General features: G+C 69.1%; 21 protein-coding genes. 5 read left to right on the top strand and 16 right to left on the bottom strand.

What is annotated here, in order from left to right; translation table 11 throughout:
- Window positions 1-347: 347 nt before the first annotated feature.
- From ACQEU1_RS34365 to ACQEU1_RS34315, 11 genes are all read right to left on the bottom strand, one after another.
- On the bottom strand, window positions 348-2,672 hold the full coding sequence (locus ACQEU1_RS34365) for a [protein-PII] uridylyltransferase (protein WP_433210621.1): 2,325 nt from the start codon (window positions 2,670-2,672) through the stop codon (window positions 348-350).
- An 18-nt stretch (window positions 2,673-2,690) separates the two neighbouring features.
- Window positions 2,691-3,029, bottom strand: coding sequence for a P-II family nitrogen regulator (locus ACQEU1_RS34360; protein WP_253323279.1), 339 nt, complete (start codon window positions 3,027-3,029; stop codon window positions 2,691-2,693).
- Window positions 3,026-4,369, bottom strand: a complete 1,344-nt coding sequence (locus ACQEU1_RS34355; protein WP_433210618.1) for an ammonium transporter — start codon at window positions 4,367-4,369, stop codon at window positions 3,026-3,028. Before ACQEU1_RS34355 ends, ACQEU1_RS34360 begins: the two co-directional genes overlap by 4 nt.
- 239 nt (window positions 4,370-4,608) lie before the next feature.
- Entirely contained in the window at window positions 4,609-6,132 is a 1,524-nt protein-coding gene (locus ACQEU1_RS34350; protein WP_433210616.1) for an alpha/beta fold hydrolase, read from the bottom strand.
- 112 nt (window positions 6,133-6,244) lie between these two features.
- Window positions 6,245-7,771, bottom strand: a complete 1,527-nt coding sequence (locus tag ACQEU1_RS34345; RefSeq protein WP_433210614.1) for an alpha/beta hydrolase — start codon at window positions 7,769-7,771, stop codon at window positions 6,245-6,247.
- Between the two features lie 72 nt (window positions 7,772-7,843).
- Window positions 7,844-8,836: an allantoicase gene (gene alc / locus ACQEU1_RS34340; RefSeq protein WP_433210612.1), complete on the bottom strand. Its 993-nt coding sequence runs from the start codon at window positions 8,834-8,836 to the stop codon at window positions 7,844-7,846.
- On the bottom strand, window positions 8,833-10,122 hold the full coding sequence (allB, locus tag ACQEU1_RS34335) for an allantoinase AllB (RefSeq protein WP_433210610.1): 1,290 nt from the start codon (window positions 10,120-10,122) through the stop codon (window positions 8,833-8,835). The genes alc and allB overlap by 4 nt, the downstream gene beginning before the upstream one ends.
- A 5-nt stretch (window positions 10,123-10,127) precedes the next feature.
- Entirely contained in the window at window positions 10,128-11,132 is a 1,005-nt protein-coding gene (locus ACQEU1_RS34330; RefSeq protein WP_433210608.1) for a glycerate kinase family protein, read from the bottom strand.
- A complete protein-coding gene (gene gcl / locus ACQEU1_RS34325; protein ID WP_433210606.1) occupies window positions 11,129-12,829 on the bottom strand; it encodes a glyoxylate carboligase in 1,701 nt (566 codons plus the stop codon). The genes ACQEU1_RS34330 and gcl overlap by 4 nt, the downstream gene beginning before the upstream one ends.
- 1 nt (window position 12,830) lies before the next feature.
- Complete coding sequence (locus ACQEU1_RS34320; RefSeq protein ID WP_433210604.1) at window positions 12,831-13,688, bottom strand: NAD(P)-dependent oxidoreductase; 858 nt, start codon at window positions 13,686-13,688, stop codon at window positions 12,831-12,833.
- Complete coding sequence (locus ACQEU1_RS34315; protein ID WP_433210602.1) at window positions 13,685-14,431, bottom strand: hydroxypyruvate isomerase family protein; 747 nt, start codon at window positions 14,429-14,431, stop codon at window positions 13,685-13,687. Before ACQEU1_RS34315 ends, ACQEU1_RS34320 begins: the two co-directional genes overlap by 4 nt.
- A gap of 122 nt (window positions 14,432-14,553) precedes the next feature.
- Here ACQEU1_RS34315 and uraD point away from each other — a divergent pair, with 122 nt between their 5' ends.
- Complete coding sequence (gene uraD, locus ACQEU1_RS34310; RefSeq protein WP_433210600.1) at window positions 14,554-15,036, top strand: 2-oxo-4-hydroxy-4-carboxy-5-ureidoimidazoline decarboxylase; 483 nt, start codon at window positions 14,554-14,556, stop codon at window positions 15,034-15,036.
- Between the two features lie 4 nt (window positions 15,037-15,040).
- Window positions 15,041-15,919, top strand: a complete 879-nt coding sequence (gene pucL / locus ACQEU1_RS34305) for a factor-independent urate hydroxylase (RefSeq protein ID WP_433210598.1) — start codon at window positions 15,041-15,043, stop codon at window positions 15,917-15,919.
- Here pucL and ACQEU1_RS34300 read toward each other — a convergent pair.
- The 4 genes from ACQEU1_RS34300 to aceB form a co-directional block, all read right to left on the bottom strand.
- Entirely contained in the window at window positions 15,846-17,126 is a 1,281-nt protein-coding gene (locus ACQEU1_RS34300) for an FAD-dependent oxidoreductase (protein WP_433210596.1), read from the bottom strand. The genes pucL and ACQEU1_RS34300 overlap by 74 nt on opposite strands.
- Before the next feature lie 30 nt (window positions 17,127-17,156).
- Window positions 17,157-17,624, bottom strand: coding sequence for an Imm1 family immunity protein (locus tag ACQEU1_RS34295; protein WP_433210594.1), 468 nt, complete (start codon window positions 17,622-17,624; stop codon window positions 17,157-17,159).
- 75 nt (window positions 17,625-17,699) lie between these two features.
- Entirely contained in the window at window positions 17,700-18,869 is a 1,170-nt protein-coding gene (locus ACQEU1_RS34290; RefSeq protein WP_433210592.1) for a DUF6986 family protein, read from the bottom strand.
- A complete protein-coding gene (gene aceB, locus ACQEU1_RS34285; protein WP_433210590.1) occupies window positions 18,869-20,353 on the bottom strand; it encodes a malate synthase A in 1,485 nt (494 codons plus the stop codon). The genes ACQEU1_RS34290 and aceB overlap by 1 nt, the downstream gene beginning before the upstream one ends.
- Window positions 20,354-20,429: 76 nt before the next feature.
- Between aceB and ACQEU1_RS34280 the strand changes: the two genes are divergently transcribed.
- The 3 genes from ACQEU1_RS34280 (at window position 20,430) to rfbH (ending at window position 23,689) form a co-directional block, all read left to right on the top strand.
- Entirely contained in the window at window positions 20,430-21,176 is a 747-nt protein-coding gene (locus ACQEU1_RS34280) for an IclR family transcriptional regulator (protein WP_433210588.1), read from the top strand.
- 78 nt (window positions 21,177-21,254) lie between these two features.
- Complete coding sequence (locus tag ACQEU1_RS34275) at window positions 21,255-22,376, top strand: nucleotide disphospho-sugar-binding domain-containing protein (protein WP_433210586.1); 1,122 nt, start codon at window positions 21,255-21,257, stop codon at window positions 22,374-22,376.
- Entirely contained in the window at window positions 22,373-23,689 is a 1,317-nt protein-coding gene (gene rfbH / locus ACQEU1_RS34270) for a lipopolysaccharide biosynthesis protein RfbH (protein ID WP_433210584.1), read from the top strand. Before ACQEU1_RS34275 ends, rfbH begins: the two co-directional genes overlap by 4 nt.
- Window positions 23,690-23,849: 160 nt before the next feature.
- On the opposite strand, the gene ftsY is transcribed toward rfbH, so the two are convergent.
- Window positions 23,850-25,124, bottom strand: a complete 1,275-nt coding sequence (gene ftsY, locus ACQEU1_RS34265; RefSeq protein WP_433210582.1) for a signal recognition particle-docking protein FtsY — start codon at window positions 25,122-25,124, stop codon at window positions 23,850-23,852.
- Window positions 25,125-25,135: the final 11 nt, after the last annotated feature.

Here is a 25,135-nt window from a genome sequence, read left to right as displayed (position 1 = left end):
GCGTTGAGGCGGCACGGCCTGGGCGGTGGCGTGTGGGGTGGAGGCCACGCGGCCTGAGCGGCGGTGCGATGGGCGACACCGGCCTGAGCGGCGGTGCGGTGGGCGACACCGGTCGGAGTGGTGGGGCGGTGGGCGACACCGGCCGGAGTGGCGGTGGTGGAGCGGGTGCTCGGTGCCTCCCCCGGCGCCGTCACCCTTCACCACCGGCCTTGCTCCGGCCGGCCTGCCCGTCCGGTAAGCGGTCTACCCCTCGAAGACGCTTTCCGGACACCACGAAGCCTGCCGGTTCGGCTGCGCGGGCAGGAGCGTGAGCACCCGGAGAGGTTGTGCGTAGAGCTACTCAACCTCTACCTGGCCGCCTCCAGCACCGCCCGTTCGATTCGGCGCCTGTCGAGGTCCTCGCCCGCGATGCTGAACGAGTCGACGACCGTCGCGCCCAGGGTGGACACTCGCGCCCATTGGACGTCGGCGCCGCACTGTTCCAGCGCGCCCGCCACGCGGTGCAGCAGGCCGATGCGGTCGGCTGCTCTGAGCTCCAGCACCACGGCGCCTGTCGCCTCGTCGTCGAACCACAGGACTCGCGCCGGAGGTGGGTCTTGGGGTGGGCCGCCGTAGTCGCGTTCCTTGGCTGCCAGCTTGTCCGCCAGGGGTAGCGAGCCCTCTATCGCCCTGGTCAGTTGTTCGCGCAGGAGGTTGGCGTCTGGCAGCGAACCGAACCTTGGGGACACCGTGAACGCGTCGACTGTTGCACCGCCGTGTGAGCGCAACGTTGCCGCGTGCACCTCTAGAGAGTTGAGCGCCAGTACGCCGGCGGCCTTGGAGAGCACGCCGGGGCGGTCTGGTGCCAGGACCGTCACGATCGCTGCGTGGTCCTGCTTTTCCAGCAGCACGTCGGGTTTGCCTGAGGTTGCTACGCGTTCCGCCATCGTCACGTGTGCCGGGTCCAGCGGTTCCGGTTTGGGCAGGGCGTCTCCCGCCATCGCGGTGCGGCAGCGCTTGACCAGGTCGGCCATCAGTGCGGCCTTCCAGTCCGTCCACACGCCCGGTCCCGTCGCGATGGAGTCCGACTCGGCGAGGGCGTGCAGCAGTTCCAGCAGGACCGCGTCGCCGCCGAGTGTCTCCACCACGCGGTGCACGGTCGCCTCGTCTTCTACGTCACGACGTGTTGCCGTGTGCGGCAACAGAAGATGGTGGCGGACCATCATCGAGAGTGTCTCGACGTCTTGTGGCCACAGGCCGATGCGTTCGCCGATCTGGGTTGCCAGGGCCGCGCCGACCTCGGAGTGGTCCTGCTGGCGTCCCTTGCCGATGTCGTGGATCAACGCGCCGAGCAGCAGCAGGTCCGGCCGTGCGACCGTGGTGGCCAGCCTCGCGGCGTGCGCGACTGTCTGCACCAGATGGCGGTCCACGGTCCACATGTGCGCGGCGTCGCGGGGCGGCAGGTCCCGCACGGCACCCCACTCGGGGAAGAGCCTGCCCCACAGGCCCGTGCGGTCCAACGCCTCCACGACGTCCACGAGGCCGTTTCCGCTGCCCAGCAACGCGAGCAGCTCCTCGCGGGCCTCGCGCGGCCACGGCTGGCGCAGTTCGGGCGCGGAGTCCGCGAGCCGTGTCAGCGTTCCGTTCGCGATCGGGTGCTTGCTGCGTGCGGCCGCCGTCGCCACACGCAACAACAACGCCGGGTCACGGCTGGGAATGGCGTCACGGGCGAGAGACACCTCGGACCCGTGCAGCACAACGCCTTCGTCCAACGGCCTGCGCGCGGGCTGGCCGCGCAAAAAAGCACCCAGGCCACGCTTCGGTGCGGCGGCACGGGCTCCGCGCATCGCCACGTCGAACGCGTAGACGACAGTGCGTGCGGCCGAAGACAGAGAACGGGCGAGAGCGAAGCGGTCCTGCAACCCCAGCGCGGACGCCACCTCGTCACCGTCCTGCGCGCGCAGCACATCGCGCGGTTTCCTTGCCACACGCCGAAGTTCGGTGCGCACGTCCAACAACAACCGACGGGCTTCGTCCACATCGGCGGACGGACGGTCGACGACTTGGGCGACCGACAACGCGTCCAGAACGGTGATGTCCCGCAACCCGCCGCGGCCGTGCTTCAGGTCGGGTTCGACGCGGTGTGCGATCTCGCCGCTGCGGGCCCAGCGCTTCTGCGAGGACTCGGCCATCTCGTCCAGCCGGTTGCGGACGTTGGCCCGCCAGGCCTGCTTCGCGCCGTCCGCGAGCTTCTGCGTCACCTCGGGATCGCCGGCGACGTGCCGGACGTCCAGCAGCCCCAGCGCCGTGCGCAGGTCACCCGCGGCGACCCTCAACGCCTCGCCGACAGTGCGGACGGAGTGGTCGAGGCCGATGCCCGAGTTCCAGAGCGGGTACCAGAGCTTCTCGGCGATCTCGTCGACGTGCTTGACGCCGTTGTGCACCAGGACGAGATCGAGGTCGGAGTAGGGCACGAGCTCACGCCGCCCCAGCCCACCGACCGCCACCAGCGCGATACCCGATCCGGATATCCCCGCTGCCCCCGCGTGCTTGGTGAGCCAGAACTCGTGCAGGTCCACGAGTGCTTCGCGCAGAGGTTCGGCGGTCAAGCGACGACGACCTGGCACGAGCAGGCGTTCGCGTGCTCGCACCAGGTCGTCAGCCGTGACGACGGCCGTTTCGTTGTTCTCCACGGACCGTCTCCTATGCAGTTACAGCGCGTCCGATCCACGTTCGCCCGTGCGCACGCGCACGACCGTGTCGACCGAAGTGACCCAGACCTTCCCGTCGCCGATCTTGCCGGTGCGGGCGGCCTCGACCACCGCTTCCAGCACCTTCTCGACGGCGGTGTCGTCGATGACGACCTCGATCTTGATCTTGGGTACGAAGTCCACCGAGTACTCGGCGCCGCGGTAGACCTCGGTGTGGCCCTTCTGGCGGCCGTAGCCCTGCACCTCGCTGACGGTCATGCCCAGCACCCCGAGCTGTTCGAGGGCGCTCTTCACGTCGTCGAGCGTGAACGGCTTGATGATCGCGGTGACCAGCTTCATGACTTGTTGCTCCCCTCAAGGACCGCGGTCGCACCCGCGGCCACGCTCGGCTTGCCGACGCCCCGAGCGCTGGTCAGGCTGCCGTACTCGTACGCGCGCTCAGCGTGCTCCGCCTCGTCGATGCTCGCGACCTCAGCCTCTTCCGAGGCGCGGAAACCGACGGTGAACTTCACCAGGTAACCGAGGGCGAGGCTCAGCACGAACGAGTAGCCGAGCACCGCGAACGCGCCGACCGCCTGGCGCCACAGCTGGTCGAAGCCGCCGCCGTAGAACAGGCCGTTGACCTTGGCCGGGGCCGCCTCGCTGGCGAACAGGCCGATCAGGATCGTGCCGGACAGACCACCGACGAGGTGCACGCCGACGACGTCGAGCGAGTCGTCGAAGCCGAAGCGGTACTTCAGCGACACGGCGAGCGCGCACAGCACACCGGTGATGGCGCCGATCGCGATGGCGCCGATCGGGGTGACCGCGGAACAGGCGGGCGTGATGGCGACCAGACCGGCGATGATGCCCGACGCGGCACCGAGGGTGGTGGCCTTGCCGTCGCGGATGCGCTCGGTCAGCAGCCAGCCGAGCATCGCGGCGCAGGTGGCGACGATGGTGTTGACGAACGTGACGCCCGCGGTGCCGTTGGCGCCCAGGGCGGAACCGGCGTTGAACCCGAACCAGCCGAACCACAGCAGACCGGCGCCGAGCACGACCAGCGGCAGGCTGTGCGGCTTCATCGGCTCCTTCGGCCAGCCGACGCGCTTGCCGAGCACGAACGCGAGAGCGAGACCCGCCGCACCGGCGTTGATGTGCACCGCGGTGCCGCCGGCGAAGTCGATCGCGAGGAGCTTGTTGGCGATCCAGCCACCGGGGTCGATGACGTTGCCGGCCTCGTCCTTGCCGTCGAAGTCGAACACCCAGTGCGCGACCGGGAAGTACACGATCGTGGCCCACAGACCCGCGAACAGCAGCCACGGGCCGAAGCGCGCGCGGTCGGCGATGGCGCCGGAGATCAGCGCGACCGTGATGATCGCGAACATCGCCTGGAACGCCACGAACGCCGTCGTGGGGATCTTGCCGAACAACGAGTCGGCGCCGAGCAGCCCGTCGAGGCCGAAGAACTCGAACGGCTTGCCGAGCAGGCCTCCGCCGACGTCCGCGCCGAATGCCGTCGAGTACCCGAACAGCACCCACAGGACACCGACCACGGCCATCGCGCCCAGGCTCATCATCATCATGTTGAGCACGCTCTTCGAACGGACCATGCCTCCGTAGAAGAAGGCAAGGCCCGGCGTCATCAGCAGCACCAAGGCGGCGCTGGTGAGCACCCAGGCGGTGTCCCCTGTATCCACTTCGACCTCCACTGCACGTCGGTTGCAGGGAGCATCGAGATGTCCTGTTTCACCCGTCCGCGCCCAACGTTTCGCGGAGGTGAACTAAGGGTCCGACGGTGTTACGTCCGCGTTTCGCGGCGTTCACGGCCTCGATTCGGACACCTCACGGCAGCGGTTCGGTCACCGCGGGTCTCAACGCCTTGCGCAGCACCACGCCCCCGGCGCGTGCACCGGGGGCGTGGTTGCCGACGTTGGAGTCAGCGAACCGAGAACGGACCCGCGGGCGCCGGCTTGGCGTCCGCGGACATGACCTGCTGAGCAGGCGGCTCGACGGCGGCGCAGCGCGTGCCGTTGCGCGGCAGCTTCAGCGACGTCAGGTACTCGTCGTTGATCTTCAGCGTGCACTCGCTGCGGTCGTAGACGCCGTGGCCCCAGCCTTCGTAGGTCACGAAGACCGTGGTGTCACGGGACTGGCGGTGTGCGTTGACCGCCCAGTCGTAGACCGTCGCCGGGTCGTGCAGGGCGTTGGTGAGCAGGATCTTCGGCGCGTGCTTGATGTTCAGCGGCCGCTGCGGGTTCGTGGCCTTCGGGAACCCGACGCAGCCCATCATGGCGCCGTGGCCGAGCGACGAGCCGCGGGTGTTCGGCGCGACGCGGTTCTCCATGGCGTTGAGGGCCTGGTACTCGCCCCACGAGCCGACGCGGAGGTTGTAGTCGTTGCAGAAGATGCCCGCGAACGGGTTCTCGAACGTCTCGCCCTCGGCGAACTTGGCGGCCGCCGGCGCGCCGTTGACGAGGGTCGCGACGTAGTCCGCGAACGGCTTCCAGGCCGGGCCGTAGCCCATGCTCACGACACCGGCGCCGAGGTTCTCGGCGGTGATGACGCGGCCGTCCTGGTCCTTGAGCTCACCCTTGTCGGCCTTGGCGAGCAGGCCCTTCCAGATGGCCCGCAGGTCCTTGCCGTGGAACGGCGACGAGGCGTCGCGGTCGTTCCACTTGACCCACTCGGTGAAGACGTCCTCGGCGCCACGAGCCTCGGTCTCCAGGAACTTCCACGTGCCGAGGCTGTGGTCCATGTTGGAGTCGATGATCATCGCGCGGATGTTGCGGCCGTACTGCTCGGCGTAGTGCTGGCCCATGATCGTGCCGTACGAGACGCCGTAGTAGTTGATCTTCTTCTCGCCGAGCGCGCGACGGATGGAGTCGATGTCGTTCGCGACGTCCCGAGTGGAGGCGTGGTCGAAGATCGCGCCGGACACCTTGCGGCAGTCGGCGCGCAGTTCCTTGTTGAACGAGACCAGAGCGTCGAACTCGGCCTTCGTCTTCGGGTAGTCGGACGGCTGGCGCTGGAGCACCTCGGCCGAGCACTTGATCGGCGCGGACCGCGCCACACCACGCGGGTCGAACCCGATGATGTCGAACTTGTCGACGACGTCCTTGCTGAAGTAGCGGTCGGCGCCGAACGAGAAGTCGACGCCGGAGCCGCCAGGGCCGCCGGGGTTGATGACCATCGCGCCGATGCGCTTCGACTGGTCGTTCGCCTTGCGGCGAGACACGGCGAGCTGGAACTTCTCGCCGTTCGGCTTCGCGTAGTCGACCGGCAGCTCCAGGAAGCCGCACTCGATCGTCGGCACCTCCGCGCACGGCTTCCAGTCGACCGCGCCGACCTTGAACTCAGGCTGCCCCTGCCCCTCAGGAGCCGCGAACGCGATCTGACTCGCGCCCAGGACCAATGCAGAACTCGCGATCGCGGCGCCGAAGGCGCGCACCATCGGTTGCATGGATTTCCTCCCTAGATCCCCGAACTTGCGGGAGGGACGCTTCCACCGCCGAGTGAGACGGACAACCGACCGAGGTAGGGAACAGAATCAGCCTGTGGTCGTACAACCACGCTCAGCTAGTCGTTTTGGCCCACATCTTCGGCCCCGGTAACGAGCCGGCGGGTGACCACGTCCGTGCCGATCGGACCAACTGCGGCGGCTCAACGGCGGCGCATCGGGTGCCGTCGCGAGGCAGCCTCAGCGAGATCAGGTAGTCGTCGTTGATCTTCTTCGTGCACTCGCTGCGGTCGTAGACGACGTGGCCCCAGCCCTCGTAGGTCACGAAAACCGTGGTGTCACGGGACTGACGATGTGCGGTGACCGCCCACTCGTAGACCGTCGCAGGGTCGTACCTCGAGTTGGTCATGAGGATCTTCGGCGCGTTCTTGATGTGCAACGGCCGCTGCGGGTTCGTGGCCTTCGGGTATCCGGCGCACGCCGACAGGAAGGTGTGCCCGAGCGCGTTGCCGCGGGTGTCCGGCGAGGTGCGGACCTCCATCTCGGTGATCGCCTTGTACTCGCTCCACGAGTTGACGCGCAGGTTGAAGTCGTTGCAGAACACGGCCGTCGCCGGGAACTCGATCGGCTCGGCCTTCGCGAGCGCGGCAGAAGCGGGAGCGCCGTCGACCAGGGTCGCGACGTAGTCGGCGAACCACTTCCAGTCCGGGAAGTACCCCATGCCCTGCACGCCGGACACGAGCGTGTCGGTGGTGACCGGGTTGCCCTGCGCGTCCTCCAGCTCACCGCGGTCGGCCTTCGCGAGCAGGTCGCGCCAGATCCCGCGGAGGTCCCGGCCGTGGAACGGCGACGACGGGTCGCGGTCGTTCCACTTCACCCACTCGTCGAACACGCCGACCATGCCGCGCGACAACGTCTCGACGAACCGCCACGTGCCGAGGCTGTGGTCGACGGTGGAGTCCATGACCATGGCGCGGAGGTTGCGGCCGTAGAGCTCCGCGTACTGCTGGCCCATGAACGTGCCGTACGAGACGCCGAAGAAGTTGATCTTCTTCTCCCCCAGCGCCCGCCGGAGGGAGTCGATGTCGTGCGCGACGTCCGTGGTCGAGACGTGGTCGAAGAGCGCGCCGGAGACCTTGCGGCAGTCCGCCCGCAGCTCCTTGTTGAACGCCACCGCGGCGTCGAACTCGGCCTTGGTCCTCGGGTAGAGCGACGGCTGCCGCGCCAGCACGTCCGCCGAGCACCGGATGGGCGCGGACCTGGCCACACCACGCGGGTCGAAGCCGATGACGTCGAACCTGTCGGTGATGTCCTTGGTGAAGAACCGCTCGGCGGCGAAGGAGAACTCGACGCCGGACCCACCGGGCCCGCCGGGGTTGATGATCATCGCGCCGATGCGTTGCGACGGCACGCTCGCCTTGCGCCTCGACACCGCCAGCTGGAACTTCTCCCCACGCGGCTTCGCGTGGTCCACGGGTAACTCGAGGAAGCCGCACTCGATCGCCGGCGCCTCCACACAAGGCGTCCAGGCGATCGAGCCGACCCGGTACTCCGGTCTGTCCGGTGCGGCGAGCACGGGCTGACTCGCGCTCACCACGAGCGCGGCACTCGCCACCACGGCACTGAAAACGCGCAGCTGCACGGAATTCCCCTCCCTGGATCCATGATCTTGCGGGAGGAGACGCTGCCAGAATCCGGCGGCGGCCGAAGTCCGTCAATCGGCCGTTTTATCCCACTTCGTCCTGAGATGTGAGACGCCGTCGTCTGTGAGAGTTCCGAAAACGCGCAGTCTCGCCATCCCGCCGTCGGGATAGATGTCGAGCCGCACCGCCGTCGCCTCCCGGGAGTCCACGACGAACCGGTGCCGCGTGTCGGGCTGCAGCCGGGTGCGCGGAAGCAGGTCGAACCACGCGTCCGGATCCGTGCGCTCGTCGCAGCCGCGGACGGACGCCCAGCCCGGCGCGTTGCCCTTGAAGTGGCTGGTGTCGAGCTCGACGAGCTGCACGACACCGGGTGCGGCGAGCCTCAGCGACACCCAGTCGTTGCCGTCGTCACGGCGGCGCGCGGTCTCCCAGCCCTCACCCATGACCGTGGCCTGACCAGGGGCGATGAGGTTGTTGGGCGAGCTGTAGAACATGTTGCTGCAGCCCGTGACGACCGCGCCGTTCTCCAGCGCCGCGAGGTCGACGCCGCCCACGAGCAGACGCGGGTCCGCGAGCGGTTCACCGTGCACGCGCAGACGTGCCACACCGCCGTCGGGGTCGATCGTCAGCCGTACGTGCGTGACGCGACGGTCTTCGCGCACGTCGAAGTAGTGCTTCTCGTCGCCCTTCAACGCGGACCGTTCGACCAGCGGGAACCACTCGGTGATCTCGTCGGCGGACGGGTAGCCGTCGACCTGGGCGCCCTCCACCCAGCAGAACGGCGGGTAGTTGCCCTTGAAGAACGCCGTGTCGACCACGATCCCGCGCACCACACCGGGCATGCCGAGCCGGACCACGGCCTGGTCGACACCCGCCTCACGCCTGCGCCGCGTCTCCCAGCCGTCGTAGACCTGGCCTTTGTGGCCGAAGGTGTAGGTCTGGTAGACCGGCTCGGCGGGTTTGATGAGGTTCTCCCGCTCGGCGAACAGCTCGTCGTTCGCCCACACCACACCACCTCCGACCGCGCGCGAGGCGAGATCGGGCAGCCGGGTCCACTCCGTCATGCTTCTCCTCTTCTGAGCAGTCTTCCTTGCGTAGTGCTGATTTCCTTGCCACGCAACCACGTCTGACGCACGACGCCGTGCAACGAACGACCGTGGTACGGCGTGACGGGGTTGCGGTGGTGGAGCTTGTTCTTGTCCACCACGAAGGTCTCGTCGGGCGCGAAGATCACGAAGTCCGCGTCCTTGCCGATCTCGATGGCGCCCTTGGACGCCAGCCCGACCTGACGGGCCGGGTGCGTCGCCATCCAGCGGACGACGTCGGTGAGCTGGAAGCCGCGTTCGCGCGCGCCCGTCCACACCGCGGGCAGGCCGAGCTGGAGCGACGCGATGCCTCCCCAGGCCGTGGCGAAGTCGCCCTCCTTCAGTTCGACCGTGCTCGGCGAGTGGTCGCTCACGACCAGGTCGATCACGCCGTCGCGCAGGCCCTGCCACAACGCCTCGCGGTTCGCCGCCTCCCGGATGGGCGGGCAGCACTTGAACTCCGTCTGCCCGTCGTGGATCTCCTCGGCGGTGAACGTGAGGTAGTGCGGGCAGGTCTCGGCGCTGATCCGCAGGCTCTCGCGCTTGGCCGCTTCCAGGATGGAGAGCGCGTCCGACGACGAGAGGTGCAGCACGTGCGTGCGCGCGCCTGTCCGCCGTGTCAGCTCCACGACGTCACGGATCGCCTTGTTCTCGGCTTCGCGCGGCCGTGACGCGAGGAACCCCGCGTAGTCCGGTTCGGACTCACGGACCGTGTGCGCGTCCTCGGCGTGCACGATCGTCAACGCGTCGAGCGTCGCCAGCTGCCTTAGCGCCGTTTCGAGTTCGGTGGTGGTGACCGCCGGGAACTCGTCCACGCCCGAGTGCAGCAGGAAGCACTTGAAGCCGAAGACGCCGGCCTCGTGCAACGGCTTCAGGTCGGCGAGGTTGCCGGGGACGATGCCGCCCCAGAACCCGACGTCCACCGAGACGGCCGCCGCGGCCTTGCGCTTGATCTCCAGCGCCGCCACCTCGATGGTCGGCGGGATGCTGTTGAGCGGCATGTCGATGATCGTCGTGACGCCACCGGCCGCGGCCGCGCGGGTCGCCGTCTCGAAGCCCTCCCACTCGGTGCGGCCCGGGTCGTTGACGTGCACGTGGGTGTCGACCAGGCCCGGCAGCAGCACCTCGTCGTCGGCGAGGTGCACGACGTTCGGCGAGTCGATGTGCGGCTCGACGGCGACGATCCTGCCGTCGGCGACACCGACGTCGCACGCGATCTCGCCCTGCGAGGTGACGACCCTGCGGCCGCGGAACACCAGGTCCATGCCGCTCACTGTGACACCCAGTCGCGGGCGATGCGACCGCCGAGAACCCCGAGCAGACTTTCGGCCTGGGCCATGCACCGCGTGAGGTCCGGTTCGACGTCCAGCAGCGCGTAGGCGGCCTTCAGCCCCAGGTCACCGGGTTCGACCGAGCACTGACCGGCCACCGCGACCACCGGAACGTCGCCCGAGGCCCTGACCACGCCGTACGGCGCCTTGCCGTGCCTGGTCTGGGCGTCCAGCGACCCCTCGCCGGTGATCACCAGCGACGCGTCCCGGACGGCCTCGGCGAACCCGGCCAGTTCGAGGACCACCTCGATGCCCGGCCGGAACCGCGCGCCCAGCACCGCGAGCGCCGCGAACCCGATGCCGCCCGCCGCACCCGCACCGGGCCGTGCGGCGTGCTCGGGCCCTATCCGCTCGGCGAACGCGCTGAGCCGGGCTTCGAGGATCTCCACCTGCTCGGGGGACGCGCCCTTCTGCGGCCCGTAGACCGCCGCCGCGCCGGACGGCCCGAGCAGCGGGTTGTCCACGTCCGAGGCCAGCACGAGGTCCACGCCGTCGAACGACGTGGTGCCGAGCGCCTCCAGCATGCCCGCGCCGCCGTCCGTGCAGGCGCTGCCGCCGAGCCCGAGCACGACCGTGGTGCAGCCGACGTCCAGCACGGCTTTCAGCAGCTCACCGACACCGTGGCTGGTCGCGTCGAGCGGTGCGGGCCGGTCCAGCAACGTCAGCCCGGCCGCCGAGGCCGCCTCGACCACGGCGGTCGTGCCCTTGACGGCGAACGACGCGGGCACCGGCTTGCCGGCCGGTCCGGTGACCCAGCGCCCGACCTTGAGGAACCCGGCGGCGACAGCGGCGTCGACGGTGCCGTCGCCGCCGTCGGCCACCGGGTGCAGGCGCACGTCCACGTCCGGGACCGCCTCCCGCAGGCCGCGCGCGACGGCGGCAGCGACCTGCGGGGCGGTGAGCGATCCCTTGAACTTGTCCGGCGCGACGATCACGTGCGTCACGGCAGCGGCTCGAATTCCTTCATCGCGGCGATCGACGTGCCGTTCGCGGTGTTGCCCTCGCGTTCGATCATGATCTCCACGAGCACCGGCCTGGACGTGCGGTCGGCCTCCTTGCGGGCCCACTCCAGCGAGGCGCGGATCTCGCTCGGATCGGCGACCCGGATGCCGGAGCAGCCGTAGGCCTCCATGATCTTCACGTTGTCCGAGCCCGTGGTGTCGTAGTGGATGTCGACCTCGTACTTCATGTCGTAGCCGCCGTGGTCCTCGGCCATCCGGATCAGGCCGAGGTACTCGTTGTTCAGCATGATCAGCACGAACGGCACGTCGTACTGGGCGCCGACCGCCAGTTCCTCGACCAGGAACTGGAACGAGTAGTCGCCGACGACACCGACGACCTCCGCGTCCGGCCTGGCCTTCTTGACCCCGATGGCCGCCGGGATCTCCCAGCCGAGCGGACCGGCCTGGCCGCAGACCTGGTAGTGCCGCGGCTTGTGCGCCTTCTGGTGCTGGCCGGACCAGATCTGGTAGAGCCCGATGGCCGTGACGAAGTAGGTGTCGGGGCCGTAGAACTCGTTGATCTCCTTGAACACCCGCGGCGCCTTGACCGGGACGGTGTCGAAGTCCTCGCGCCGCAGCAGCGTGCGCTTGAGCTCCTGGCACCGCTCGACCCACACGCCGCTCTTCCGAGGTCCGTGCTGCTTCGCCTTGTCCAGCAGGGCCTTCAGGAACAGCTTCGTGTCCGCGACGATGCCGAGGTCCGGTCCGAAGACCTTGCCGATCTGGGTCGGCTCGACGTCGACGTGGATGAACTTGCGGTCGCCGCGGTAGGTCGCGAGGTCGCCGGTGTGGCGGTCGCCGAAGCGTGCGCCGAGCGCGAGGACCAGGTCGGACTCCAGGAACGACGCGTTGCCGTAGCGCTGCGAGGTCTGGATGCCGGTCATGCCCGCGTAGAGCGGGTGGTCCTCGTCGATCGCGCCCTTGCCCATCAGGGTGGCCTGGATCGGGATCTGCAGGAACTCAGCCAGGTCCAGCAGCTCGGTGGACGCCTCGCCGAGGATGACACCGCCACCCGCGAGCAGCAGTGGGCGTTCGGCGGCGAGCAGCATCTCCAACGCCCGGTCGACGCGTGCGTCAGACGGCGCGCTTTTGGCCACGGGCAACGGTTCGTCGATCGTCGAGTCCCACTCGATCTCCTGCTTCTGCACGTCGATCGGCAGGTCGATCAGCACCGGGCCCGGCCGGCCGGAACGGGCGATCCGGAACGCCTCGCGGAAGATCCACGGCATCTGCGCCGCTTCCTTGACCTGCACCGCCCACTTCGTGACGGGTGCGGCGATCGAGACGATGTCGACGGCCTGGAACGCCTCCTGATGCAGCTTGGAGACCGCCGCCTGGCCGGTGATGCAGAGGATCGGCACGGAGTCGGCCTGCGCGGTGTACAGACCGGTGATCATGTTCGTGCCTGCCGGGCCGGAGGTGCCGATCGCGACACCGACGTTGCCGGTCGTGCGCGACCAGCCGTCGGCCATGTGCGTGGCGCCCTCCTCGTGCCGCACGATCAGGTGCTCGATGCCGCCGTCTTCCTCCATCGCCTTGTACAGCGGGAGGATCGCGGCGCCGGGGCAGCCGAACACGACGTCGATGCCCTCGGACTTGAGGACCTCGACGACCGCCTGCATGACTGGGATCTTCGGCATTTCAGGCCCTTCCCGCGAAGTTCTCGACGACCTTGAGCAGCGCGGAGTGGTCGAGCGACCCGTAGCCCTGCGCGCGTGCCGCCGCGACGAGCGCGGCGATCTGGTTGGTGACCGGCAGCGCGACGTCGGCGGCGCGTGCCGCGTCCAGTGCGATGCCCATGTCCTTGTGGTGCAGGTCGATCCGGAAGCCGGGCTGGAACTCGCGCGCGATCATGGACTCGCGCTTGAGGTCGAGGATCCGGTTCGCGGCGAGACCGCCCGCGAGCACGTCGAGGCCCGCCTTCGGGTCGACGCCGGACGCCTCCAGCAGCACGATCGCCTCGGCGACCAGCGCGTAGATGCCGCCGACCATCAGCTGGTTCGCTGCCTTCACGACCTGGCCCGCGCCGTGCGGCCCGACGTGCACGATCGTCTTGCCGACGATCTCCAGGAACGGCCTGGCGGCGGCGAAGTCGGCCTCGGTGCCGCCGACCATGATGCTCAGACTCGCCTGCACGGCACCGGTCTGACCGCCTGACACGGGCGCGTCGAGCACCCGGACGTTCGTCAGCTTCTGCGCGATGCCGATCGACGTGGACGGGCGGATCGTGCTCATGTCGATCAACAACGTGCCGTCGTCGAACGTGACCTCGTCGATCACGGCCTCGACCTGCGGGTGGTTCGGCAGCATCGTGATGACGACCTCGGCGCCGCTCACGGCCTCCTGCGCGCTGGTGGCGGCCTTGCCGCCGTCGGCTTCCAGCTTCTCCAGCGACGCCGAGCTGAGGTCGAAGCCCGTCACGTCGTGCCCGGCGGCTACGAGGTGGGCCGCCATCGGGCTGCCCATGATGCCGAGTCCGATGAAACCGATCCTGGTCATGCTTGATCCCTCCAAGCGAAGGAGTGGGTGACGGGCTTGTACTCGGCGCCGACGAAACCGCTGTAGCCGTTGGCGCGGAGCTTCGCGAGGTGCCCGAAGAGGTCCAGCTCGCCGGTGCCGGGCTCGCCGCGTCCGGGAGCGTCGGCGATCTGCACGTGACCGATGCGGTCGACGTGGTCGGCGAGGGTGTCGAGGTCGTCGCCGTTCGTGGCGAGGTGGTACAGGTCCGCGAGCAGCTTCACGTTGCCGCGGTCGATCTCGTCGATCAGCTCGAACGCCTGGTGGGCGGTCCTGATCGGGTACTTCGGCGCGCCGCTCAGCGGTTCGACCACGACCTGCGCGCCGATCTCCGCCGCGACGTCGGCGGCGAAGCGGTAGTTGGAGACGGTCTGCGCGGTGGTCTCGAAGTTGCCGTGCAGCGCGTTGATGGTGCGGCAGCCGAGCCGTGCCGCGATGGCCGCGGTGATCTCGACGTTCGTCCGGAACTCGGTCTCCCGGCCAGGCCAGCTCGTCAGGCCGCGGTCGCCCGCCGGCATGTCGCCCGCGTAGAGGTTGAGGCCGACGAGGCGCACCTGCGCGTCGACGATCGCGGTCTCGAACGCCTCGATCTCGCGCGTCTCGGGTACGGCGTCCGCGAACGGCCACCAGATCTCGACCGCGTCGAACCCTGCGGCGCGCGCGGCTTGCGGGCGTTCCAGCAACGGCAGCTCGGTGAAGAGCATCGAGAGGTTTGCGTCGAACATCGGTGGCTAGTCCTTCCACATTGCGGAAGTTGGATTTCGTACTACGGAGACACTAGACATCCCGAGCAGGCCGGGTCAAGAATGTGGAAGTTCAATTCCGCGATGTAGAAACTTGGAGAACCGTGGACAGCTTCAACAGCGCCCCGGAGGCCGAACTCCGTCCTCTGCTCTCCGAGTGCCTCGCGGTACCCCGCTGGATCGACGCCGTGGCGGCGGGCAGGCCCTACGCGTCGATGGATGCTCTCCTCGCGGCTGCTTCGGTTGCCGCACAAGGACTTTCCGACGAGGAGGTGCTCGGCGCGATCGCCGGGCACCCGCGCATCGGCGAACGACAGAAGACAGGTGGGGTGTCGGCGAGGTGGTCGCGGTCCGAACAGTCCGGTGTGGACAGCTCGCAGGCTGATCGCCTGGCGGCCGCCAACGCCGCGTACGAGGATCGGTTCGGGCACATCTACCTGGTGTGCGCGACCGGCCTGAGCGGTGCGGAGATGCTCGACGACCTGTCCACCCGGATGGACAACCCGCCGGACGTCGAGCTCCGCGTCGTGAACGACGAACTCGCGAAGATCGCCGCCTTGCGGCTGCAGAAGCTGATCGGGAGCTGATTTCATGGCCATCGTCCTGGGCCCCAACCAGTACGGGAAGGCGGAGAACCGCCTCGTCACGGTGTCGCGCAACGGTTCCGTGCACACGATCAAAGACCTGACCGTCAGCACCTCGCTGCGCGGAGACCTCGCCGACACGCACCTCACCGGCGACAACGCGAAGGTGCTCGCCACCGACACGCAGAAGAACACCGTCTACGCGTTCGCCAAGCAGGCGCCCGTGGGCGAGATCGAGGACTTCGCGCTACGCCTGGGCCGGCACTTCGTCGGGTCGCAGGAACCCATCTCGGGTGCGCGGATCCTGATCGACGAGCACTCGTGGGACCGCATCGAGGGCCACGACCACTCGTTCGTCCAGGGGTCGAACGAGAAGCGCACCACCGCCGTGACGATCGAGGGCGCCCAGGCCTGGGTGGTGTCGGGCGTGCGCGACCTCGTGGTGCTGAAGTCGACCGGGTCGGAGTTCCACGGCTACCCGAAGGACCCGTACACGACGTTGAAGGAGACGAACGACCGGATCCTCGCGACGTCCGTGACGGCCCGCTGGCGTTACGTCGGCACGGACGTCGACTGGGCGAAGTCGTTCGCCGAGATCCGGTCGGCGATGCTGAAGACGTTCGCGGACAAGCACTCCCTGTCGTTGCAGCAGACGCTGTACGCGATGGGAGAAGCCGTCCTCCAGGCCCACCCGGAGGTCGCCGAGGTGCGGCTCTCCATGCCGAACAAGCACCACTTCCTGGTGGACCTGAGCGCGTTCGGCCTGGAGAACGACAACGAGGTCTTCTACGCCGCGGACCGCCCGTACGGCCTCATCGAGGGGTCGATCCTGCGGGACGACGCTCCGGACGCGGGCCTTGCCTGGAGTACTTTGCCAGCCTTCTGAACACGACGGGGTTGAGCAGGGTCGCCGGCGCGGCGACCATGTGCACGACCCTGACGAAGCGGCTGAACAGGTCGGGGTCGTGCACGACCCCGACCTGCCACTTCTTCAGGTACCAGCCGAGCAGGCCGCCCTTCTGGGCCTCCGTCCAGCCGCGGTCGGCGTTGCTCGACATGAGCCACGGCAGCTGCGACGTCCTGGCGACCTTGCGCTGAAACCCCTGGCACCCCTTGGCGCTGAAGTCGTCGTGCTGCCGGAACAGCAGCGCGTCCATCGCGGCCACGGTGATCCCCTGCCCGTACACGGGGTTGAACGCGCACACCGCGTCGCCCACCGCCACGAGCCCGCCCGGCCAGTTCGCGACCTTCTCGAACGCGTTGCGCCGACTGGCCGTGCGCGCGAACAGGTACACGGGCGTGAGCGCCTCGGCGCCGTCGAGCATTTCCGAAATCGGCGCCCGCAACGAGTCCAGGAACCCCTGGAACCCGTCGAGATCCCGCGGCGGATGATCCCCGTTCGCCCCCTGCGCGGTGACCATCACCCGGTCACCCTCGACGCGCATCGCCGCGACACCGCGCGAGACGTCCGGCGCGGACAGGCTTTCCGCGTACACCACGGGAAAGTCCTGCGGCGCCTCGTACAGCCGCGTCGCGTACCCGGTGCCGGAGTCGACCACCTCGGGTTCCGGCGTCGCGATGCCCGCCTCCGCGAGCCAGGCCGCGAGCTTCGAGGACCGGCCGGACGCGTCCACCACGAGGTCGGCGTCGACCTTGCCGTCCCGCGTCAGCACGCCGTCCACCACCCCGTCGCGCACCGACAACCCGGTGACGTGCACCCCGCTCCGGATCTCGGCGGTGACCCGCCGCCTGATCGTGGTCTCCAGCAACGGCCGGCTCAACGACAGCAACGGCAACCCGAGATGCGTCCTGGCGAGCCACCCGGCGGGCTGCAGGATCCGCATGTCCCCGGCATCAGCCAGGACGGCGCCGCGTCGCACGAGCTCGTCACGCAGCCCCGGGAAGAGCTCCTCCAGCAACTCGCCGCCCCGCACCAGCAGCCCGTGCGTGTGCCTGCCCTGCGGCACCCCGGCCCGGTACTCGGGCGCGTCCGTCAGCTCGTCGCGTTCCAGCACCACCACGTCGTGCGCCTCGCCCAGCACGCGCGCCGCCAGCAAGCCGGCGATTCCCCCACCTATCACCACGGCCTTCATGCGGCCATTGAACCAGCGCGCGGCTGAGAGTCAGCGGCTGTCGCCGGTGCGCAGGGCCATCTGCTGGTCGCGCCACGAGTGGAACAGGTCGGCCTCGCTGTACCAGTCGACGCCGGTCGGGCGTTCGCCGGAGATCATGAACTCGATCAGCAGCTGCCGGAACACGTCAAGTGGAACTCCTACACCGGGCGGGAAGTCCGTGTACTTCTCGTTGACGTACGGCGCCCCCGGCGAGCCCTTGGGCCAGCCCATGAAGGCGTTGTCGACGTAGTACATGTAGCCCCACCCGTCGCGCACGGCGAGCACGACGTTGTGGTCCTGGTCGCCCTCGGGGGTGAGGTCGCGGCCGAAGTGGTCGAGCGAGCCGTCGTTGCACTCCGGGCGGCTGAGAAGCCTGATCAACGTGTCGACGTCGCCGTCGCACGCCACCACCTGGTACCTGTGCTCCGCGGCGTCGAGGTCGGGTAGCCCCGTCCAGAGGCCGGCTCGCATGCTCATGCGAGTCACCCTGCACCCATTGCCCGCACTATTCGACACCCATTGACAGAACCACACGAACGGGTGAGACCCCGATCAGCCCGACCGTGCGACCAGGCCCCGCAGTCCTGACTCGTCGAGACCGGTCGCGACCTGCACTTCCACCGGATCGAGTGCACCGCAGTCCACCGCACGGAGGAAGAACGCCGAGAGCGCCTGGGCGGTCGCGGGTTCGTCCAGAACGCCTCCTGAGACGCGTTCGACGTACGACTTCAGTCGTGCGGCGTCCGCTTCGAGTCCTTCTCGGTAGAAGGCGTAGACGGCGGCGTACCGGGTGACGAGCTGGGCCGGGTGGAGGTCCCAACCCTGGTAGAAACCGTGCTCCAGTGACCGGCGGGTGAGCCGGTAGTGGGTGTCCCAGCCGTGCCGCTTGTTCTCGCCGACGGGCAGCACGTTGGTGGAGCCGTCGGACAGGCGAACACCCGTCCCAGCTGCGGAAACCTGCATCACGTGACGGGCGAAGTCGCACGCGCCGTGGGCCAGGTGTTGTTGTGCGGCGGACAGTCCGCAGCCCGCCGTGTAGTCGTAGGTGCCGAAGTGCAGACCTGTCACCTTGCCCCCGCCCGCGGCGATGAACCGCGGGATGGCGAGGCGGCCATCGGCGTCCACGATGGACTGGGTGGTCTCGACCTGGATCTCGAACTTCAGATCGCCCCCGAAGAGGTCGAGGACCTCGGCGAACACCTCGACCTGGTCGGCAGATGTCACCTTCGGAAAAGTGATCACGAAACCTGGCGGAACTTCTGGCAAAGCTGTCAGGAAGATGTCCAAAGTGCGCAGTCCGCGTTCGCGCAGAGCGGGTGTGTCGAACGACTTGACGCGCAGCCCGATCGACGGCGGGGCCGTTCCGTCGGCCACCCAGCGGGACACGAGGTGGGCCGTGCTCTCGGCGTCCATGTCCTCGACGTCGTCGTCCGGCGCGCCGTAGCCGTCCTCGAAGTCGATGCGCAGATCTTCGACCGGTTCGCGGCGCAGCTTGGCCTCGACGCGGTCCAGCACACCGTCCGGGAGGTCCGGCAGCAGGTCCGGTTCGATCGACTCCAGCGCCTCACGGCCCCAGTCGGCGACCGTGGAGGCGATGACGCGACCGGCGGGCACGTAGCACGTGTGCACGGGCTGACGGCCCACCGGCCAGCTGCGTTCCACAGTGGACAGCCGGGCGGTGAGCCTGGCGACGTCCTCGGGGGACAGCGACGTCTGGTACATCAGATGCGCTCGTACGCCGGCAGTGTCAGGAAGTCCACGAAGTCCTCGGACAACGCGACCTGCTCGAACAGCTCGACGGCCGCGGCGACGTGCGGGCCCTCGACCTCGGCGCCGACGCGGCGCAGCACCTCGCGCACGGCGTCCGGCGTGACCTGCGTGCCGTCGTCGAGCACGACCTTGTTGTTGATCCACTGCCAGATCTGCGAGCGGCTGATCTCCGCGGTGGCCGCGTCCTCCATCAGGTTGTGGATGGCGGCCGCACCGTTGCCGCCGAGCCACGACGCGATGTAGCGCACGCCGACGTCGACAGCGCCTTCGAGCCCGGCCCGCGTCGCCGCACCACCGGCGGACTTGAAGTCGAGCAGCTGCTCGGCCGTCACGCTGACCTCGGGTCGCTGCTTGTCGATCTGGTTGGGCCGGTCGCCCAGCACCCCGTCGAAGATCTCCCGGCAAATCGGCACGAGATCAGGATGTGCCACCCACGAGCCGTCGAAACCATCGTTCGCCTCGCGCGTCTTGTCCTCGCGGACCTTGCGCAGCGCGTTCTCGGTGACCTCGGGATCACGCCTGTTGGGGATGAACGCCGCCATGCCACCCATGGCGAACGCCCCGCGCTTGTGGCACGTCTTCACCAGAAGCTCGGTGTACGCGCGCATGAACGGCGCCGTCATCGTGACGCTGTTGCGGTCCGGCAGCACGAAGTCCGCACCTGCGTCACGGAAGTACTTGATGACGCTGAAGAGGTAGTCCCAGCGACCGGCGTTGAGCCCCGACGCGTGGTCGCGCAGTTCGTAGAGGATCTCCTCCATCTGGAACGCGGCCGGAATCGTCTCGATGAGCACCGTGGCTCGAATCGTGCCGTGCGGAACGCCCAACAACTGCTGCGCCATCGTGAAGACGTCGTTCCACAGCCGTGCTTCGAGGTGCGACTCCATCTTCGGCAAGTAGTAGTACGGCTTGCCGAGCTCCGCGTTGTGGAAGAAGTGCAAACCGAAGTCCACCAACGCACCCACGGCGTTCTTGCCGCCGAACTGCAGGTTGCGCTCGTCGAGGTGCCACCCGCGCGGGCGCACCACGATCGTCGGGTACGGCCCGCCCTTGAGCTTGTACTCCTTGCCCTCGGGCGAGGTGAACTCGATCGTCTCGCGCGCGGCCTCGTACAGGTTCACCTGTCCCTGCACGACGTTGTCCCAGTGCGGCGTGTTCGCGTCCTCGAGGTCCGCGAGCCACACCTTGGCCCCGGAGTTGAGCGCGTTGATCGTCATCTTGCGCTCGGTCGGCCCGGTGATCTCCACCCGCCGGTCCCGCAACGCTTCCGGCGCCGGCGCGACCTGCCACTCGCCGTCCCGCACGCTCTGCGTCTCCGGCAGGAACCCGAGGGGCCGGCGCTCCTTGCGAAGGGCGAGCAACTCGTCCCTGCGGGCGGCGTGCGCCTCGTGCAGCTTCGCGACGAACTCAAGGGCCTCTTCGGTGAGCACCTGCACCTGGATCCACCTCTCTAGGTTTTGCTGTGTGGACTATAGTTTTTGCATTGCGGAACTGCAACGGGAGGAGCCGCACGTGTCCACAGGTGGCGTGCAGTCCCTGCAAAGAGCCTTCGACCTGCTGGAACGCCTGGCAGACGCGGGCGGCGAGGCATCGCTGTCGGAGTTGGCCGCGACGTCCGGCCTGCCCCTGCCCACGATCCACCGCCTCATCCGCACCCTTGTCACGCTGGGCTATGTGAGGCAGAACAGCAACCGCCGCTACACCCTCGGCTCGCGGCTGATCCGCCTCGGCGAGACCGCGTCGCGCCAGTACGGCACCTGGGCGCGCCCGCTGCTCTCCCAGCTCGTCGACTCGGTCGAGGAGACGGCGAACCTGGCCGTGCTGGACGGCGACGAGGTCGTCTACGTGGCGCAGGTGCCGTCGAAGCACTCGATGCGCATGTTCACCGAGGTGGGCCGCCGCCTGCTGCCGCACGGCACGGGCGTGGGCAAGGCGATGCTGTCCCAGCTGCCACGGTCCGATGTGCGCGCTCTGCTCGAACGCACCGGTCTGCCCGCCTACACGTCCAACACGATCACGGACGCGTCCGAACTCCTGGACTCGCTGGACGGGATCGCCGAACGCGGGTTCGCGCTGGACGAGTCGGAGCAAGAGCTCGGCGTGCGGTGCATCGCCGTGCCTGTGATCGGCGGGCCGACGCTCGCCGCGGTGTCGGTGTCCGGTCCGGAAGGGCGGCTCACCAAGGACGCGGTGAGCCGGATCCTGCCCGAGGTGCTGGCCGTGGCGAAGCGCCTGGCTGATCAGGCCGCTGCCGACTGACCTGGCATTTCGCCATGTGAGAGCGGTGCCACGAGCAGTTACCGGGTAGTGGCGCACGTCACCCTACGGTCTTCGGACATGAAGATCCTGGTGACGAGTTGCCCGAATCAGGGCCACTTCTACCCCATGGTCCCGCTGCTCTGGGCACTGCGCAGCGCAGGCCATCACGTGGTCGTCGCGATGCCGGACTCGATGGCGGCGGTGGCCGCCCGCGCCGGCCTCTCGTCGGTGTCGCTCGGCGCCGACATCTCCCTGTCCGAGCTCGCCCCCGACCACGCCACCAGGCCGGCGCAGCAGGCGGGCGCCGAGTCGCTCGCCGACCACGTCGCGAGCTACTACGTCCCGCTGGCGCACCGCGTGATCGACGCCCTCGACGCCGTCGCCCGGCGGTTCCAGCCGGACCTGCTGATCCACACCTCCTGGGAGTACGCGGGACCGGTGGTCGCCGCGCGGCACGGCATCCCGCGCATCAAGCACGGCTGGGGCCTCACGCTGCCGCCGGAGGTCGACGCCGAGTCCGACCACCGCCTCGAACCGCTCTACCGGACCTGGGGACGGCCGAACCCGCCGCAGTGGTGGGTCGACGTGTGCCCGCCGAGCCTGCAGACCGGCACGCCCGAGTGCCCGTCGCTGCCCATGACCTGGTTGCCGTTCAACGGCTCCGCGGTGCTGCCGGACTGGCTGCTGCCCGAGAGCGGCCGGCCGCGGGTCGCGGTGACGCTGGGGAACGTGCCGATCTCCGGCGACCACGACTCGGTGCTGTCGCGGACGCTGAACGCGCTGGCCGACGTGGACGTCGAGGTGGTCGTGGCCGCCGGTTCCGGCCTGCACTGCGCCGACGTGCCGGCCAACGTCCGGGTGGTGCCCGGCGTCCCGCTGCACGACCTGATGCGCACGTCGTCGGTCGCCATCACGCACGGCGGCGCGGGCAGCGTGTTCGCCGCGCTGGCGAACGGCCTGCCGCAGCTGGTGCTGCCGCAGATGTGCGTGCACTTCGAGCACGGCGACCGGATCGCCCAGGCCGGCGCGGGCATCTGCCTGCACCCCGGCGAGTCCGGCGCCGAGAACATCCGCGAGGCCGTGCTGGGCCTGCTGAACACCCCGCACGCCCGTCGCAAGGCCCAGCAGCTCCGCGAGGAGAACGCCGGCCTGCTGTCCCCGTCCGAGGTCGTCGCTCACCTGCAGGGAGTGCTCGCATGAGTGCCGAGGAAGTCGTCCTGGCCGCCACCCTGGCCTACCACAGAGCCTCCGAAGAGGAGGAGACGAAGTTCGTGCCCGGCCAGACGCCGGTGCTCACCGGTGGCGCGGTGTTCGACGCCGACGACCGGGTGGCCCTCGTCCAGGCCGCGCTCAACATGAAGATCGTCGCGGGCACGCACACCAAGGCGTTCGAGTCCGGCGTCGCGCGGAAACTGGGGCTGCGCAAGGCGTTGATGGTGAACTCGGGCTCCAGCGCGAACCTGGTCGCGATCAGCTCGCTGACCTCACCCGCGCTCGGCGACCGCGCGCTCAAGCCGGGCGACGAGGTGATCACCGCGGCGGCGGGCTTCCCCACGACCGTCAACCCGATCATCCAGAACGGGCTCGTGCCCGTCTTCGTCGACGTCGAGCTGGGCACCTACAACGCCACGCCCGAGGCGATCGAGGCCGCGATCGGCCCGCGCACCAAGGCGATCGCGCTCGCCCACACGCTCGGCAACCCGTTCGACGCGGCCGCGATCTCCCGCATCGCCCGCGACCACAACCTGTGGCTCGTCGAGGACAACTGCGACGGCTTCGGCTCCACCCTGGACGGCAGGCTCACCGGCACGTTCGGCGACGTCTCGACGATCAGCTTCTACCCGGCCCACCACATCACGACCGGTGAGGGCGGCATCTGCGCCACGTCGAACCTGAGGCTCGCGCGGGTGATGGAGTCCATGCGCGACTGGGGCCGCGACTGCTGGTGCGAGCCCGCGAAGGACAACACCTGCTTCAAGCGGTTCGAGTGGCAGATGGGCACCCTGCCCGCGGGCTACGACCACAAGTACATCTACACGCACATCGGCTACAACCTGAAGTCCACCGACCTCAACGCCGCGCTGGGCGTGACGCAGCTCGGCAAGCTCGACCGCTTCGCCGACGCGCGCCGCCGCAACTGGCAGCTGCTGCGCGACGGGCTCGAAGGCGTGCCGGGGCTGGTCCTGCCGGTCGCCACCGAGAACAGCGACCCGGCCTGGTTCGGCTTCCTGCTCACGCTCGACCCGTCGCTGCCGTTCTCGCGCAACGACCTCGTCCGGTACCTGGACGACCGCAAGATCGCCACGCGGCTGCTGTTCGGCGGCAACCTGCTGCGCCAGCCCGCGTACCGCGACATCGAGCACCGCGTGTCGGGGTCGCTCACGAACAGCGACCTGATCACCGAGCGCACGTTCTGGCTCGGCACGCACCCGCGGCTGACCGAGGAGATGATCGACTACGTGACGTCGTCGATCCGCACCTTCATGGAGGCGGGCGTCCAGGCGGCTGCCTAGGTCCTGTCCTGCAAGTTCGTCAGGTGAGAGACGCGGGTGAGAGTCCCGGAGGTGGTGTCGCCGCAACGGCCTCATACCGGGCGTATTCGGACGTTGCGGCGGCACCACCTCCGGGGCCCTCGGCCGCCGCTCTCGCCCGACGAGACTTGCGGGACAGGGCCTAGCCCAGGAGGGCGTCGACGAACGCGCCAGGCTCGAACGGAGCCAGGTGGTCGGCGCCCTCGCCCAGGCCCACGAGCTTCACCGGCACGCCGAGCTCGCGCTGCACCTGGAACACGATGCCGCCCTTCGCCGTGCCGTCCAGCTTGGTCAGCACGATGCCGGTGATGGCGACCTGCTCGGCGAACACGCGCGCCTGCGTCAGGCCGTTCTGGCCGGTGGTGGCGTCCAGCACGAGCAGCACCTCGTCGACGACGGCCTGCTTCTCGACCACGCGCTTCACCTTGCCGAGCTCGTCCATGAGCCCGACCTTGGTGTGCAACCGGCCGGCGGTGTCGATCAGCACCGTGTCGACGCCGGCGTCCATGCCGCGCTTGACGGAGTCGAACGCGACGGAGGCCGGGTCGCCGCCCTCCGGCCCGCGCACGGTCTCCGCGCCGACCCGCTTGCCCCAGGTCTCCAGCTGGTCGGCAGCGGCGGCGCGGAACGTGTCAGCGGCGCCGAGAAGCACCGTGCGGCCGTCAGCGACCAACACACGCGCGAGCTTGCCCGTCGTCGTGGTCTTGCCGACGCCGTTGACGCCCACCACCAACAACACGGCGGGCTTGCCCTCGTGCGGCAGCGCCTTCAGCGAACGGTCCATCTTCGGCCCCAGCGCGTCGACCAGCACGCCGCGCAGCAGGGCCTGCGCCTCGGCCTCGGTCCGCACGCCGGAACCGGCGATCTTCGAGCGGAGCGTCGCCACGATCTCGGTGGTCAGCGTCGCGCCGAGGTCGGCGATCAGCAGCGTGTCCTCGACGTCCTGCCAGGAGTCCTCGTCCAGGTCGCCGGCGCCCAGCAGGCCCAGCAACGACGTGCCGAACGCGTTGCGCGACTTGGAGAGCTTGCCGCGCAGCCGTTCGAGACGACCGGCGGTGGGCTCGATCTCCTCGACCTCGGACGCCTCGACGGGCAGGTCGACCTCGACGAAGCCGCGCTTCACCGAGTCGCGCGGCACGGAGGCGTCGTCGCCGACGCCCGGCTGGCCGTCGACCTCGGTGCGGTCGGCGACCGGGTGCTCGACCGGCGGCACGACCACGGCCTCGACGACGGCGTCGGGGGCGGCCGGGGTGAACGAGATCCCCGACTCCACCTGGTAGCCGCCGGGCTTCTGCGTCTCCTCCTTCTGGGTCAGGCTGATGCGACGGCGACGCGTCAGCACCACACCGGTCACCAGCGCGGCGATCAGCACGACCGCCACGACGACGAGGATCAGGACAAGGGAGGACGTCGACACGGGCTCATGGT

It is taken from the genome of Lentzea sp. CA-135723 (assembly GCF_050936595.1).
GTDB lineage: Bacteria > Actinomycetota > Actinomycetes > Mycobacteriales > Pseudonocardiaceae > Lentzea.
The sequence above is the reverse complement of the archived record's forward strand: the minus strand, read 5'-3'. Positions and strand labels throughout refer to the sequence as shown.